The organism is Bacillus sp. C1, from assembly GCF_054570475.1.
This window is the reverse complement of sequence record NZ_JBTMZT010000015.1, coordinates 72,708-87,555: the sequence shown is the minus strand read 5'-3', so window position 1 is coordinate 87,555 and position 14,848 is coordinate 72,708. Positions and strand designations below refer to the sequence as shown.

General features: G+C 35.1%; 11 protein-coding genes and 4 pseudogenes. 9 read left to right on the top strand and 6 right to left on the bottom strand.

Annotated features, from left to right (window positions below; translation table 11 throughout):
* From ACX5JI_RS23975 to ACX5JI_RS23965, 3 genes and pseudogenes are all read left to right on the top strand, one after another.
* Positions 1 to 166: pseudogene (locus ACX5JI_RS23975) on the top strand (IS4 family transposase); the annotation flags it as partial.
* 434 nt (positions 167 to 600) lie between these two features.
* The gene (locus ACX5JI_RS23970; RefSeq protein ID WP_053435487.1) at positions 601 to 1,197 is read left to right on the top strand and encodes a TetR/AcrR family transcriptional regulator; all 597 of its coding nucleotides are present in this window, start codon (positions 601 to 603) and stop codon (positions 1,195 to 1,197) included.
* 62 nt (positions 1,198 to 1,259) lie between these two features.
* Positions 1,260 to 2,402 carry an MFS transporter gene (locus ACX5JI_RS23965; RefSeq protein ID WP_459503485.1) on the top strand — a complete coding sequence of 381 codons (1,143 nt, stop codon included), beginning with the start codon at positions 1,260 to 1,262 and terminating at the stop codon, positions 2,400 to 2,402.
* A gap of 767 nt (positions 2,403 to 3,169) precedes the next feature.
* Here ACX5JI_RS23965 and ACX5JI_RS23960 read toward each other — a convergent pair.
* The 3 genes from ACX5JI_RS23960 to ACX5JI_RS23950 form a co-directional block, all read right to left on the bottom strand.
* The gene (locus tag ACX5JI_RS23960) at positions 3,170 to 3,442 is read right to left on the bottom strand and encodes a DNA glycosylase AlkZ-like family protein (RefSeq protein ID WP_459503484.1); all 273 of its coding nucleotides are present in this window, start codon (positions 3,440 to 3,442) and stop codon (positions 3,170 to 3,172) included.
* Entirely contained in the window at positions 3,328 to 4,263 is a 936-nt protein-coding gene (locus tag ACX5JI_RS23955) for a DNA glycosylase AlkZ-like family protein (protein ID WP_459503483.1), read from the bottom strand. Before ACX5JI_RS23955 ends, ACX5JI_RS23960 begins: the two co-directional genes overlap by 115 nt.
* A 320-nt stretch (positions 4,264 to 4,583) precedes the next feature.
* Positions 4,584 to 5,048, bottom strand: a complete 465-nt coding sequence (locus tag ACX5JI_RS23950; protein ID WP_459503482.1) for a DinB family protein — start codon at positions 5,046 to 5,048, stop codon at positions 4,584 to 4,586.
* A 230-nt stretch (positions 5,049 to 5,278) separates the two neighbouring features.
* Here ACX5JI_RS23950 and ACX5JI_RS23945 point away from each other — a divergent pair.
* From ACX5JI_RS23945 to ACX5JI_RS23935, 3 genes and pseudogenes are all read left to right on the top strand, one after another.
* Positions 5,279 to 5,998 (top strand): annotated as a pseudogene (locus ACX5JI_RS23945) (Tn3 family transposase); the annotation flags it as partial.
* A 329-nt stretch (positions 5,999 to 6,327) separates the two neighbouring features.
* The gene (locus ACX5JI_RS23940) at positions 6,328 to 6,894 is read left to right on the top strand and encodes a TetR/AcrR family transcriptional regulator (RefSeq protein WP_459503491.1); all 567 of its coding nucleotides are present in this window, start codon (positions 6,328 to 6,330) and stop codon (positions 6,892 to 6,894) included.
* A 58-nt stretch (positions 6,895 to 6,952) separates the two neighbouring features.
* Positions 6,953 to 8,809, top strand: coding sequence for an alpha/beta fold hydrolase (locus ACX5JI_RS23935; protein WP_459503481.1), 1,857 nt, complete (start codon positions 6,953 to 6,955; stop codon positions 8,807 to 8,809).
* A gap of 335 nt (positions 8,810 to 9,144) precedes the next feature.
* On the opposite strand, the gene ACX5JI_RS23930 is transcribed toward ACX5JI_RS23935, so the two are convergent.
* Together ACX5JI_RS23930 and ACX5JI_RS23925 are read right to left on the bottom strand one after the other, a co-directional pair.
* Positions 9,145 to 10,581, bottom strand: coding sequence for a 4-hydroxyphenylacetate 3-hydroxylase family protein (locus ACX5JI_RS23930; RefSeq protein ID WP_459503480.1), 1,437 nt, complete (start codon positions 10,579 to 10,581; stop codon positions 9,145 to 9,147).
* A gap of 49 nt (positions 10,582 to 10,630) precedes the next feature.
* A complete protein-coding gene (locus tag ACX5JI_RS23925) occupies positions 10,631 to 11,098 on the bottom strand; it encodes a cysteine dioxygenase (protein ID WP_459503479.1) in 468 nt (155 codons plus the stop codon).
* A gap of 279 nt (positions 11,099 to 11,377) precedes the next feature.
* On the opposite strand from ACX5JI_RS23925, the pseudogene ACX5JI_RS23920 reads away from it, so the two are divergent.
* A pseudogene (locus ACX5JI_RS23920) lies at positions 11,378 to 11,848 on the top strand (HD domain-containing protein); the annotation flags it as partial.
* Positions 11,847 to 12,116 (top strand): annotated as a pseudogene (locus tag ACX5JI_RS23915) (winged helix-turn-helix transcriptional regulator); the annotation flags it as partial. The pseudogenes ACX5JI_RS23920 and ACX5JI_RS23915, both read left to right, overlap by 2 nt.
* 152 nt (positions 12,117 to 12,268) lie before the next feature.
* Here the strand turns inward: ACX5JI_RS23915 and ACX5JI_RS23910 are convergent.
* Positions 12,269 to 13,720, bottom strand: coding sequence for an aminotransferase-like domain-containing protein (locus tag ACX5JI_RS23910; protein WP_459503478.1), 1,452 nt, complete (start codon positions 13,718 to 13,720; stop codon positions 12,269 to 12,271).
* A gap of 155 nt (positions 13,721 to 13,875) precedes the next feature.
* Here ACX5JI_RS23910 and ACX5JI_RS23905 point away from each other — a divergent pair, with 155 nt between their 5' ends.
* Positions 13,876 to 14,793, top strand: coding sequence for a DMT family transporter (locus ACX5JI_RS23905; protein ID WP_459503477.1), 918 nt, complete (start codon positions 13,876 to 13,878; stop codon positions 14,791 to 14,793).
* Positions 14,794 to 14,848 lie beyond the last annotated feature (55 nt).

Genomic DNA, 14,848 nt, shown 5'->3' with positions numbered 1-14,848 from the left:
GACTAATCGTAAGAAAGACACCCAACAGATATCAAAGATACTACTTCGTTTGTTCGTTCTTCTACAGAGAAATGGGCGAAAATCCCATAGGTATGAGAAGAAAACAGTCTTTGATATATTAGGTGTCATTTACAATTGTACCATGTCTGATAATCAAGCGGCTTAAATCAAAAAAATGAAACCCATTAGGGTTTATTTCGTATGCAAATCTTTAAATTACTTACACGTAGCCTTTAGAAAAAAGAAACAACCTCTACTATAATTGACGTTATATGAGCTTAGCTTGATAGCGATGGGGTACAGCCAACCAAATGACATAAAACCCACTTTAAGACATTTTCTGGAAGATAAACAGCCGATTTTGTAGCTTTGTAAAATAGATTGATCATTTATAACAAAGTTTGATAATTAATAATAAAGATTGATAAAATTGTTAATTAAAATAAGACTTGTATTTGAATAAGGGAACTATTTTTAATTATTCGTAATCTAAAATAATCAAATTTTATTTTACAGTAACAATAAAACAAAATTATTGACCATATGGTACAAAAAGGAGTATTCTACTAATGTTATCTTTAAAATGAGAGGAGAATAAGATTGAATAACCGTGGCAGACCCAGAGAGTTTAATTATTCCTCAATTGTAGATGTTGCAATGAAAACATTTTGGATAAGAGGATATGAGGGGTGTTCTACACAAGATTTATGCAGTGATACAGGACTTGGAAAAGGAAGTTTATACAATACTTTCGGTAGTAAACATGAACTGTATAAACAAGTATTAGAACGCTACCATGAAATTGGGATTAGGGAACAAAAGAAATTGTTAGATACTCCAATTCCAGTTAAAGAACGATTAAGTAATTTTTTTGCATGGGCATTGAAGGAAGACTTTGAGAATATTGATCAAAAAGGATGTTTATTGATTAATGCCAGTGTAGAACGTGCTAAAAACGATTTAATGGTACAAGAAATTTTCTCAAAGCATGTTGAGCTTCTTAAACAAGCTATTGAAAAAGTGATGGAGGAAGGGTTGCAAACAGGTGAAATTTCAAAGAAGCAATCAGCTGAGGAATTAGCTAGTCTGCTTTTAAGCAGTTATTACGGATTCCGTGTTCTTAATGTATCGATGCAAAATCGGATGTTAGCTGAACAGGTTATCAAAGGAACAATGGATTCTATTTTTGGCGCTTAGTGCGCTCTTTTTTCGCACTGTTTTTGTACCAATCATTACAATAATGGATAAGGAGTGTTTTTATGCCATCGATTATTTATTTATTAGCTTTAGCAATCTTTTGTATGACTACATCAGAATTTATGATTGCAGGTATGATGAACGAACTTGCTCTTGCATTCCAGGTTTCTGTATCATCTATTGGGTATTTAATTACAGCTTATGCAGGAGCAATGGTGGTAGGAGGCCCCATTTTAACTGCAATCCTCTTACGAATGCGCAGCAAACAAGCATTATTGTTTTTAATGTTTGTATTTTTAATTGGTCAATCGCTCGGAGCTATTGCTTGGAACTATGATATTATGATGATTTCACGTATTATAACTGGTATTGCTTCAGCTTCAGCTTTTGGAGTTGCGATTTCCTTTTCTGCAACATTTGTTCAATCTGATTCAAGGGGAAAAGCTGCATCAATTGTACTTGCAGGTTTAATGTTCGCAACTGTATTAGGTTTACCTATAACAACCGTTATTTCACAATATTTTGGCTGGCGTATTAGTTTTGGGGCTGTTTCTGTTCTTGTGCTAGTATCAGGGATTATGATTCAATGGTTGCTACCATCATTATCAAATAAAGAGCAACTGAACTGGAAAGACGAACTTATGCATTTTAAGAACAGACATCTTTGGGCAGCGTACACAACAAGTATGTTCATTATTGGTGGTACGTTTGCAGCATTTAGTTATTTCACTCCTATCTTTACAAATGTCACAGGCTTTTCAAGTGCAAGTATTCCATATTTACTTGCTCTCTATGGTAGCGCGACGGTAGTTGGGAATATAGTGATTGGCAAGTTTGCTGATGAATATACAATGAAAATACTGGTGAGCGGATTGATTATATTAATAGGAGCAATGTCTTTATTTGCTTTAGGTACAGAGAATAAATACATTGCGGTTATTTCTACGATTTTTATTGGTTTAACTGGTGTAGCATTGAATCCAGCTATGGTTGCGAGAGTAATGAAAACAGCTAGTAATGGAACAATGATAAATACCGTTCATAGTTCTTTTATTACGCTGGGTATTGTTATTGGTTCGTCACTAGGTGGTCTTGGAATCAGTAAAGGATATGGTTTTGTATCTCCGCTATGGATTGGAGCTTGTTTAGCTATCCTTGGGGTAATTTCATTATTACCATATTTACATAAGAGAAAAACGGATTAAGTGGTTTAAAGTTTCTTTACATCTTTATTCCTTTCTCGCTAAATTTACTTTTTGATAATGCATAGTTTTTGCTAGGTATCTAGTCGACAATCCGGTAGCTATATTATTCTTATAAAAAAGTATTTTTCTTGTTAGTTTAGATTAGGGTGTTTTTACCCATCCCCCGAAAAAGGGGAATAAGACAAAATATACCAGATGGATAGATATGTCTAAACGAGATACATGTAAAAATGAGTCATAATATTCATTTCCATGTATTGTTTTTTATTAAATAACTAACTTACAATAAACAAAAACCAATTACCTATGCAGATAATTGGTTTTTGTTTCAGTTTATACTAACTCGAAAAAATACTGAGAAATTTAGACAACTTTATACCATAGAGGTTTATCAAAAGTAAAATAGTCATGATCCTGCAAAATAAAATCTATTCTTTCCAAAGCATCATCAAAAGATTGCTCATCATATTTTTTAGTCCATATAATAGTAGAAAATATATTCATTGCTGCATAAAGAGCATATAGGCGCCAAAACATATCGTCAGGTTCATTTGGAAAGTAATTGTTAACTTGTCCTATACAATAAGGGATACTAAGTCTTCTGCTAAATAATGAAAGAGGGCTTCAGCCGAGATACGTGTAAAAGTAGGTCATAACAATACATTTTTTACTAAATACTATTTTCTGGGGATATTTGTAACCGAATCTTCCATGGTGATCACGGTTGGTCAAGACAAATAATTATTTGCGGGACAAGAAAGGAAATATTAGTTCATAGCCTCTGTCGAAATCGTCTCACACCCATTGAATAACGCAAACTTTTGGAAACAACTGTTCAAGGCTGTTGTCAATTGTATTGTTTGCTTCACACCGTTCTCGTACCAGATGTTTTTAACAACGAGCATTCCAGTTTTTCGCTCCGCGATTATCTCGGCTCGTCCAATGAAGTTCCCTCCATATAATAAAGGCAGTACGTAATAGCCGAATTTTCGTTTGATTGCAGGCGTGTAAATCTCCCGTGTGTAATCGAAGTCAAACAATTCGCTGATAAGTTTTCTATCCCACATGAAATTATCAGGGGGGCAATAAGTTCACAACGTAATTTCGGTTCCGGATTTTGTAGAACGGCTTCAATAAGTGGTAAATCCTCCGTGAGGCAGTACAACTTATCCTTCGTTTGATCAACAACGATAGCAACAATGCGAGCTTCGTGCAATAGCTGGCGGAAAACCTCATTTCGTTGTGCTGCTTTCAACCCCCATATGTTCAGCCATGCATCTGACGCACGATTCCATAAGAGCCCTACAAAGCCGATTCGCTGTAGTATCCGCCACTTATGATGCTCAAAATCGTCATCCAGTGGATCTGGTGCATTCAGCAAATGTTGCTGGATGTACTTCTTGGCGATATCGTAATACTTACGCGTTCCTTTTTTATGATGGATAATTAACTCACCCGTCGAATACATCTGTTCCAGTACCGAACGAGATGTATTGTTTCCGCCGCTCCAATGGATGGCCGATTGCCAAGAGAAATCTCCATTCAATTTTAAATCATTCGAACTTAGCGCACCGTGATTTTGGATATGATCACGTACATGCGTTGTCAATCCTTCCATTTCGAGATAGCGTTCGGCATGTTGACGGGCTGCTTTCCTGTATCGCTCAAAATACGGCCAATCCTCGACAGGGATAATGGCCAGGTTCTTGTCGGGATAATCAACAAGGCTTCTATCATCATACAACAACTCGGCGAGCATTTCCTTAGTAAACCCTTTAATTCGAGATTGTAGCACTAATTCGGCGTTTTTTCCGCAAACATCGATGGGGGGCGTATTGAATACAGCTAGCCTGCCGAACAAAGTCCAATACTCCCTGCTTCCCGCTAAATTTATGTTCACCTAAAAGTCCATGTTTCAACAAAAGAAATTGTCGTGCCTGGCGGTTTGTTAATTGAATCATGTGCGTACCTACCTCTAGTCTCTAGTTTAGTTTTTTATTATATTACAGTGGGAGATGAAGGGGAAAAGCACAGGAGCGAAGAGGAATTTGTTTACGTCCTGGATGGGGGACTTGGACTTTTTGTTGGCTGGTTTGAGTCCAAACTCAAACCAGCCAAGCAGCCCCATAATATGAACTCTAACTTTAAATAATATTACCCCAGGAGGGAATATTGTCGTTATTATAGTTCTTTTGTTGGATCCATTACAGGCGGTACTGGTAAGCCCGCTTGACGTAATAGCAACATCATCTGGCCGCGATGATGTGTTTGGTGATCAATTAAGAAACGTAGTACTGAGCCTTTTGTTGGGAGACACTCAATACTTGTTCCTGTTAGCAAGTCCTCATCTGATAGCTTGGCTGCCTCTTGCTTGACTGCCGCTGCTACTTTTTCGTAGGCTTCTATAATTTCTCTTGCTATCGCTGGAACTGGTTCTTTGTGATCAATCATTGGTACAGTTAAACCAGTTAGATGACTAAAATAACCTGCTGTTTCTACCAAATGCCAGCCTAACCAACCAAGTGTACTATGTCCTTCCACAATACTTTGTCCTAATTTGTCATCGGTTACGGCTTGTAATACTTTCAATGTCCCTTTCACAGACACCGTCCATTCCTTTAAAAAATCATCTGGTAGTCGATACATCAAAACGCCTCCTTTAAAAGTCACTTCTATTTTAGAATACAAAATATTCGCTAAAAAACAAGAACTAACGTTCTGTTTTTGGGAATCTATCATTTATTCGCGCCAGAACCGATTTTATTGTATGTTATCCTAATATTTATTGGATTCATTTTTTTGGATATGACTAGATAATGGAAATAACCCTTGTAACAAAAACAGCCATTATTGTTACAGTCATTAGTAAGAAACTTTTAGTGATTGAAGAACATTATACAGATACAGCTGGTTATACTGATCAAGTTTTTGGTTTAGCCCATTTACTCGGTTTTCGTTTTGCACCGCGTTTACGAGATTTAGCTGACTCAAAGCTTTACACGATAGGAAAGTCTAGTAATTTTCCACAACTAGAAAAATTATTGCGTGGTCAAATCAATGTAAATGTTATTCAAAAAAATTACGATGATGTATTACGATTAGCTCATTCTATTCAGAAGGGTACTGTATCTGCTTCTCTTATTATGGGAAAGCTCGGTTCTTACGCTCGGCAAAATAGTTTGGCTACAGCACTTCGTGAGATGGGAAGGATTGAAAAAACAATTTTCATCTTAGATTACATCTCAAGTGAAACATTAAGGGGAAAAATTCATCGTGGATTAAATAAAGGTGAAGCTATGAACTCTTTGGCTAGATCTATTTTTTTTGGTAAACGTGGAGAGTTGCGTGAACGTGCGCTGCAGGATCAACTTCAAAGAGCTAGTGCATTAAATATTATTATTAATGCCATTAGTATATGGAATACGGTATATTTAACCAAAGCAATAGAATATAAAAAAGAGAAAGATGTCTTGCAAGAAGTACTATTACATCATATTTCACCGCTTGGATGGGAACATATCAACTTCCTTGGTGAGTATAAGTTTAAATTTAAGCAATCAACTACTTTAGAATCATTACGACCACTCCGAAGATAAAACATAAAGACCGAAATTCCTTAACGTAGGCAAATTGGCTTTTTATCTTCCATAAAATGTATTAGCGTGGGTTTTATGTCATTTGGTTGGCGGGACCCCTATAACTGTTTATCAATATAATGAAAATGGTGAAGTTGAAGAAGTCCTATTAGACGATAGTGAATTAACAATTTCGGGTTTCAGTTCAACTTTATTCAAAATAAGATTTTTTTACAGTAAAATCAATGTTAGTGGAACTTTTTTAATCAAACTTTTTTCTAAATTAACATAAATACTTGCAACATTTAAATTAGTACTATATAGTTCTAGTTATGACAAAGGTAAAATTAATGAATCAAAAACGTGTGATTGAAGTAGCTGCAACATTATTTTTAGAAAAAGGGTTTGCTTATACAAGTATGGATGAATTAGTACGTGTAAGCAAAGTTTCAAAGTCTAATGTGTATTATCACTTTTCTAATAAGGAGGAATTATTAGAAGGGGTCGTTGATTATTGGATTGAAATGTATCAATCTGCAATTGATGACGTACTTTCTCAGAACCAATTTTTAGTTGAAGATCGTATCCAACTGTTTTTAAAGCAATTATCACAAGGAGTTCAGTCGAGAGAGTATAAGGGGAGCTGTCCATTTATTACTCTATATATTCAAAGTCCTACACAGGCCACGCAAATAAAAGAAAAAATAGGTCTTTTTTTTACAGAATTACAAAAGAAAGTTTCTCTATTACTTAAACAAGGGGTAGAGAATGGGGAATTCAAAAATACGATTAATATTGATGAGGTTGCATCACTTTTTATTACAAATCTTGAAGGAGCGTTATTTATTTCAGAAACATTGAAGGATGCAACTGTAATCACGAAAACAGCAGATCAATTTTTTAACTTGCTTCGATAAAAGAAGCTTTTTTTTTACATCAAAATAGTACTAAATAGTACTAAAAAGGAGATTTTATATGAGAACAGTATTTTTAACTGGTGGAACAGGCTTTATTGGAAAGCAATTAGTGAAAGAATTAGCCAAAGAGGATGTTAAAATGCTTCTTTTAGTGAGGTCGAAAAGTAAAGCAACACGCCTTTTTCAAGAAAGAGACATCTTAAAAAAGGCAGTTATGCACTTTATTGAAGGTGATTTGACGAAAATAGATTTAGGTCTAAGTGCTGAAGATAAGGAGAGGATATTGAAAACGGATGTGATTATTCACGCAGGAGGCCCCATGGATATTCAAGCGACAAGTAAAGAGGCAGCTTCCGTATTTTTAAATGGCGCCAAACATATTAGTGAATTAGCTAAAAGTATTCATCAATTGAAGGGCTTGCAACAATTTATTCATGTTGTAGGTTATATGAGTCCCTTTGATGATAAAAATAGCAAGATTGCAATTGATGTGTTTAAAGAAGGAAACAATTATTTGAAAATAAAAAATCCATATGAGAGAACAAAATTTTTAGCAGATCTTTATATCCGTCAGCAGGCATCAGCAGTAGGTTATCCGCTTTCTGTAATTAATCCGCCAACTGTAGTCGGTAGTAGTAAAACAGGGAGTACAGAGCAGATAGCAGGATTAGGTTTGCTTGTGATGAGTATGCGAAGAGGGCTCATGCCAGTGATTCCTGGAGGTAAGGGATATAGTTTACCACTTATTTCAAACGATGAGCTTGCGAAGTTTATTGTGCAGGTTTTCAGATTGGAGCAACCGACTATTCAAACATATACACTTGTTGAAGACAAACAGCACGATCAGAACATTGCTGAATTATTAAGTATTATGTCGGAAAGTATGAATATGAGGGCACCAAAAATCTCTGTCCCAATGCCACTTATGAAAGCAATTATGAATAGTGGAGTAAGTAAAATAACAAAAATCCCTTCTGATGGACTGAATTTTATTACAAAACGAAAATTTTCAAATGTTTCAGCGAAAAAAATTATGGGAGGAGATTGGTTTAAGAAGACGAGTGTAATGAAATTTTTCCCTGCCGTAGTAGCTGATCTGGATTATCGAATGATGTATCAAAATGGCCAGCATAATCATTTATTTAAACGAATATTATGCGATAACACTACCCTTTACCAATTACAAGGAGAGGGTAAACCGTTTATTTTATTACATGGTTTATTGAGTGATGGAGAGGATTTATTTCCTTTAGCACAAAATCTTCATGAAAAAACTGGTCAACCTGTATGGATCTTGGATCTTCCAGGTTTGGGACGTTCTCCTTTTAAACGAGAGAAAAATCTTCTAGATATCTATTTGAATGTAGTGAAAAAGTTATTGGAGAAAGCTACTAATGGTGCACATCTAATTGGCCATTCATTCGGTGCATTTATTCTTCTGGAAGTATTGGTACAAGAGTACATAGATAAGAAGTATTCAATCACTTTACTTCAGCCACCTGTTGCTAAAAAAAATGCTAAATCGCTAAATGTTCCTCAATTTATGAACAAATGGACATTAAAATTGGCAACTACTAATTTGATAGAGCGTTATTTATTAAGTAGTGGTTTGTTTGAATGTACGGAGAGCATCCCTGAACATTATATTGAAAAAATAAGTAACAGTTTTACTTCTCCTAGAATTTTAAATACTACGGTTCAGCTTAACAGTTTACTATTGAAAAACGATCAAGGTGATTTCAATGAAGTAACAAAGTATAATCTTAACATTATTTGGGGGGATTATGACAGAGGCTATTCTGCTCCATCGCATCTTGGTAAGGTTGATTTTGTTCCATATGGCCATCATTTTCCTCTTAGCCATCCGAGTGAAACGGCAACATTAGTAATAAAAAATAGTAATACTAGCAGATGAGGGTGTGGGATAAATAAAAAGTGTATAGTAAGATCGTTGTGTCTTTGAAATAAAATCGTACTGTTTGGGGTCCCATCCTATGCCCATCAACTTAAAGATTTTATAACACCCCAAAACGAAAAATTGAAATTTTTATTACAAGTTAGCACAAATTTTCGTTTTGGGGGTAGTTGTATTTTCTTAGCTTGATGGTGATATGGCGGGACCCCTGAATAGAGAAAATGTAAAAAGCTCATACAAATAGAATATCATCTAACAAACTGACGCGTGAATTTGATACAATATCATACATGTAAAAAATGAGAACCATTGATATTCCAATAGTTCTCATTTTTTTAGTAATTTAGAAATTTACTTACCATATTTTTAAATTTACGTTTGTCGTAATTCATATACTGGTTCGCAACATTACGTATGGGATCACCAGCATAAAATCGCTCATATAATTCATGCCGAGACCCTAAAGGGCTCCCAATTATATCCCAAGCTAACTTAAAAAGTTTTGTTTTTTTGTCTGCCGGAATATTAGCTCCTTTAAAGTATTTTTCTAATAAGTGTGATAATGGACTTTGAAAATCATCTATACTAGAAGGGAGTTGTATGAAGCCACCAGCTCCAATAAGTTGTAAAATCTCTATCGCTCTTGGGTAATACTTAGCCCCTAGATTTCTTGCTGTTTCAATGTATTTAAAATTAGGTATATATGTTTTATATTCGTCTAGCTTTCCTTCTCTTTCTGAAGTAAGTAAAAGGGCCCTAAGCGTTTCAACTTGTATAATGAGTTCCCCAAGCTTTTCTTGCACATGTAAATAAGATTCAGCACCAATTGCTTCAGCTATTTCACACGCAATTGCTGTGACGAACTCTAACTTTATTACTAATCGGACAATTGCTTGGTGATAAGCTAAGCTACTGGCGGCTACATCTGATTTTAATTTCCATAGCGCCTCCGGATTGTCATAAAGTAATACACGTTCCCATGGTACAAAGACATCATCAAAGATTAATAGTGCATCCATTTCATCGTATTTTGAGCTAATAGGAGCATCGGCTTGTTGTGAAAAATCAGTTGCAAACGAATCTCGGCAAATCATATGCAAACCAGGAGAGTTTGCGGCAACTATAAGAAAGTGAGCTAAAGAACTGAATTCACTATTTAACCTTGTTAAAGGATAAATAAGTAAGTCATTGGAGTATGGCGATGCGGTACCGATCATCTTGGCACCACTTAAAAATATCCCATCGGTAGTTTTTCTTGTAATTCTTAATAAACCTAATTCACTTATATCAACTGAATGCTCGGTAGATCGATTGATTTGCGGATCGCGTTGAATAACACTTATGAAACGGTGTTGATCTCTGGCCTCTTCATAGTAACGCGCTATTTTATCGGGAAATTTTGAATCGAACTCTTTATATGATTCACGGGCTGAATACCATCCGGTTAATCGGGAGCGAGCATAATCCGATAAACGGCTCATAACCCCATCTGTCATATAGCTCCATGTTTCAAAAGCAGTTCGTCTTTTTACTATATCCTCATAAGACATTGGTACTAAAAAAGCAGTATGAACCCACGTATTCGTTTTAGGACTTACATAACCAACTAATCGCTGATGTGTAGGATCTTTAAACAAATCGTATAACTGAGTAATCGTAGTTAATGTACCTTTAAAACTTTTATGCTTTGTGACATCAATTTTTTTGCCTTTTAGCCAGACACTCCGTCCATCTTGTAGACTTTGTATAAAACGATTTTTTAATTGATTCATAAGAACGCCCTTTCAAAAATGAATTATAACTAACCCGTATTACATCTTATTAAGAAGAATGGATTTTTACTCCTTCTAATGGCGGGGAATATACATGAAAAGTAATAGCTGGTAAGGATTTTGTGTTCTGCATCATATGAATCGTATCGTTATCAACAGTGAATACCTCTCCTTGAGTAAACTGTTGCGTTTGATGATAGATCGGTGTAGGATCGGAGGGTTCAAAAGTGTATAGAATATTTTGCAAGCTGCCTTGTACTACATAAATGCAGCCTGTTGAAGTACCATGATTATGAATGGGCGTTTTCGCTAAGCTAGGGAAGTAAAGCACCATGACTTCTAGGTCTTTGGTACGATAAATGATATTTCGACCGTATTCTAGGTGTTGAGGGGCTGTAATATATGGAATTATATTTTCAAGTGACAAATCTAATGTTTGTACAGTCTGTATAAGATATTGCTGGCTATATACTTGTAAAGAATGAAAGCTATGCTTTATAGATTCAAGAAAATCCATAACACTTACTCCTTTCACAAAAAAATGATGTTCCCTTATATAGAATAACGGACAATTTCTACCGTATATATCTATTCAACTTTCCAAAATAGTTTCATCGAAACATTACGAAATAAGGAAAACCGAAAAAGTTCTAACTACTTTTTCATAGGTAATCTTTTACCACTGTTGAAATCAAATAGTACGTTCTGTTATTACCTAGACAGGTATTTCATTTCAAAAAACGAATTATAACATTATCGGAATGAACATAAAAACCAACTTGATGAAGGTGAAAAGATGAAAAACGTTTTGATGGAAAAAGCCTCTTATCTACATAAATCAGAATTAGAACAATTCAATAAGGCTATATATGTCGCCGAGAAAGCTCATGAAGGACAATTTCGTGTTTCAGGTGAGCCTTATATTATTCACCCCTTTGCAGTTACAGAAATTTTGTTAGATTGTAAAGCGGATATCATCACTTTAGTCGCAGCATTACTACATGATGTAGTAGAAGATACACCTTACACAATTGAGGACATACGTAGTACGTTTGGCGAGAAGGTGGCTACTATTGTTGAGGGACTAACTAAAGTTGATAAGAAACAAATTCCTAGTAAAGAAGAATATGAAGCAATTAATTTAAAAAAGTTATTACTAGCTACACAAACAGATATACGAGTAGCCATTATTAAGGTGATAGATCGCCTCCATAATATGAGAACGTTACAGGTGAAGTCTGTAAAAAAACAAGTTCCTTATGCAAATTTTATTTATATTACTAACAGATGGAACGAAGCGTTTTGGTGAGTTAAAACGTCTTATTCCAGAAATATCTCAAGGAACTTTAGCGAAACAGCTTCGTGAATTAGAACAAGACCAATTGATTCAACGTGAAATTTTTCAAGAAATACCACCTAAAGTGGAATACAGCTTATCAGAGCATGGAAGAACGGTCAGTGTTGTTTTGGATAGTATGTGTGGTTGGGGAAGAGGACATTTAGAATTTATTGATAAGCTAAAAACAGCAGATTGATATAGGTGATAATCTTATTATGTAAACTTATATAAAAGAAAAAGAAGTCGTTGTATATCATGCATAAAAACTAAATGATTATTGGGGGATAAGGCATACAGCTAACTTTATAACGTAAAAAAACCGCTTCCTTTAAAGAAAGAGGTTTTTTACTATGAATCCATCAACTCGCGAACGATTTCACTTAATTGATAAATTCCTTTTGTAAGATCTTCTACAGATGCATACCCATACGAAAGTCGAATATGCTGATCAGACTCTTCTCCATAAATACGTCCTGGATTAAGAAGTATTCCTCTAGATAACGCTTTTGCGTATAGTTTTTTCATTGGAATTTTCGGTTTTATTTTTAACCATATAAAAAATCCACCGCTCGGTACATCCCATTCAGCGATATTCTTACAATATATATTCAATGCCCGGGTCATTGTCTTTCTTCTCATCTTCAGCTGTGCCCTCACAGATTCTACATGTTCCTGATATAAACCGCTAGAAAACCATTTTTCAGCAACTCTTTGTGATAAAGAACTAGAACCATAATCTGTTTGCATTTTTATATCTGATAATCGTTCAATTACAGGTTCAGGACCAATAATCCATCCGATCCTTAAGCCTGGACTTAATGTCTTTGATAAACTACCAATATGTAATATATGTCCATGTTTATCCATTGCCTTTAGCGGGAGAGGAGGTGGTTCATCAATCCATAATTCTCGGTAAATATCATCCTCAATAACAGGAAGTCGCTCTTTCTCACATACTTTCATTAAATCTTTCCGCCGCATTTCTGACATTAAAGTTCCTGTTGGATTATGAAAACTAGGAATAGAATATAAAATTTTCTTTTCACTAGTGTACTTATTCCGTCTAGATAACTCACTCGGTATAATCCCTTGATGATCCATGGATACCCCTGATAAACGCATTCCAGCTGACTGAAAAACATGAAGTGAATACAGGTAAGAAGGCTGTTCAAGTAAAACTGTAGATTCCTTATGTAGAAGACCAATAGATACTAACTGTAATGCTTGTAAGGAACCAGAAACTATTAATATTGAAGATGGTGAAACATGAATACCGAATGAACTTACATAATTACTGATGGCTTCACGTAAAGGTAGAAACCCTTTTGGTTCTTCGTATCCGAAAACAGTGAGATTTTTAGACACTTCTTGTATAACTGACTGCATTGTTTCTAACGGAAAAATATCAGAAGCAAGTTCGCCTTTACTAAGGTGAATGAATTTTTTATTTGATTCTACTTTATTAATTTCTTGAACCATTTCTTTACTTGGTTTATGCAAACCTGCTTTTACATACTCATCCCAATTGGGAGGTGGATCAGTAGCTAATAAGGTCCATGTATTATTGACTACAATTGTACCCATTCCCATTTTACCTTGAATTAAACCATCTGCTGTTAGCTCTTCTAATGCAGTAATCACTGTACTTCGATTGACACCAAATGCCTGTGCCAATTTTCGTTGGCTTGGGATTTTACTACCTACTGGCCATTCGCCATTTGTAATTTTTTCTTTCATATAATCCATAATCTGTTGGTACTTAGGAGATTGTGTATTCAATTTTCGATCATACGTACTCATAAAAGCTCCCTTTTTCCACTAATGAACTGTAAAGTGGTTGGTTTTTTCGTTAAAGAACTGGTTGAAGACATTTTATCAACAATTGAATAGTATGGAAAGAAATAATTGGAAAAGGGAAAGTGGTTGACTTTTTCTGTATGAAAGGAATGGATGATATGAAAAATGGTAAATGGAATTCCCGTATTTTATTTGCGCACTGCATTACTATTATTCTTTGGGGTTCTGCATTCCCTGGAATTCGTGTTGGTCTTGAAGCTTATACGCCGGAACATCTTACATTATTACGTTTGTTAATAGCCTCATTCGCTTTAGTTATTTTGGCCGTTATAAGTAGAATGCGTTTGCCAGAATTAAAAGACATACCGGTAATATTCATACTTGGAGGTTTAGGTTTCACAGTTTATCATATCGCCTTAAATTATGGTGAGAAAAGTGTGAGTGCAGGTCCTGCAAGTTTGATTGTATCAATCACTCCTATTTTCACTGCGATTCTTGCTCTTATATTTTTTCGTGAAAAATTCAAATTATGGGGATGGGTAGGAGGAGCAGTTAGCTTGATGGGTGTAGCATTCATATCAATTAGTACTGGAAATACGTTCAGATTTAACACCGGCGTATTATTTATACTTCTTGCTGCATTTTCAGAAAGTCTATTCTTTGTTTTTCAAAAACCATTTCTCAAAAAATATGGAAGCCTACCGTTTACGGTATATACGATATGGGCTGGGACTTTATTCATGCTAATCTTTCTACCTGGTCTCGGCTCTGAAATAATAAAAGCTTCTATAGAAGTTACGCTTAGCGCTGTGTACTTAGGTCTTTTTCCAACGGTACTACCTTATATAGCGTTAGCCTATATAACATCTCATGCTGGAGCCTCCGAAGCAACGAGCTCACTTTATTTAACACCAGCTTTTGCTTGCTTTATGAGTTGGATATGGTTAGGAGAAGTTCCAACTATGTTATCTATACTTGGTGGTGTCATCACAATATTTGGTGTTGTACTTGCGCATATAAAAAGTAAAAAAGATCAATACATACGAATTGAAAAAGTGAAAAATTCGATGTTTTAAAATCTATAAGAGAAAAAGGAGATTATTGGAATGAAACGAATATAGAAGAATAAAA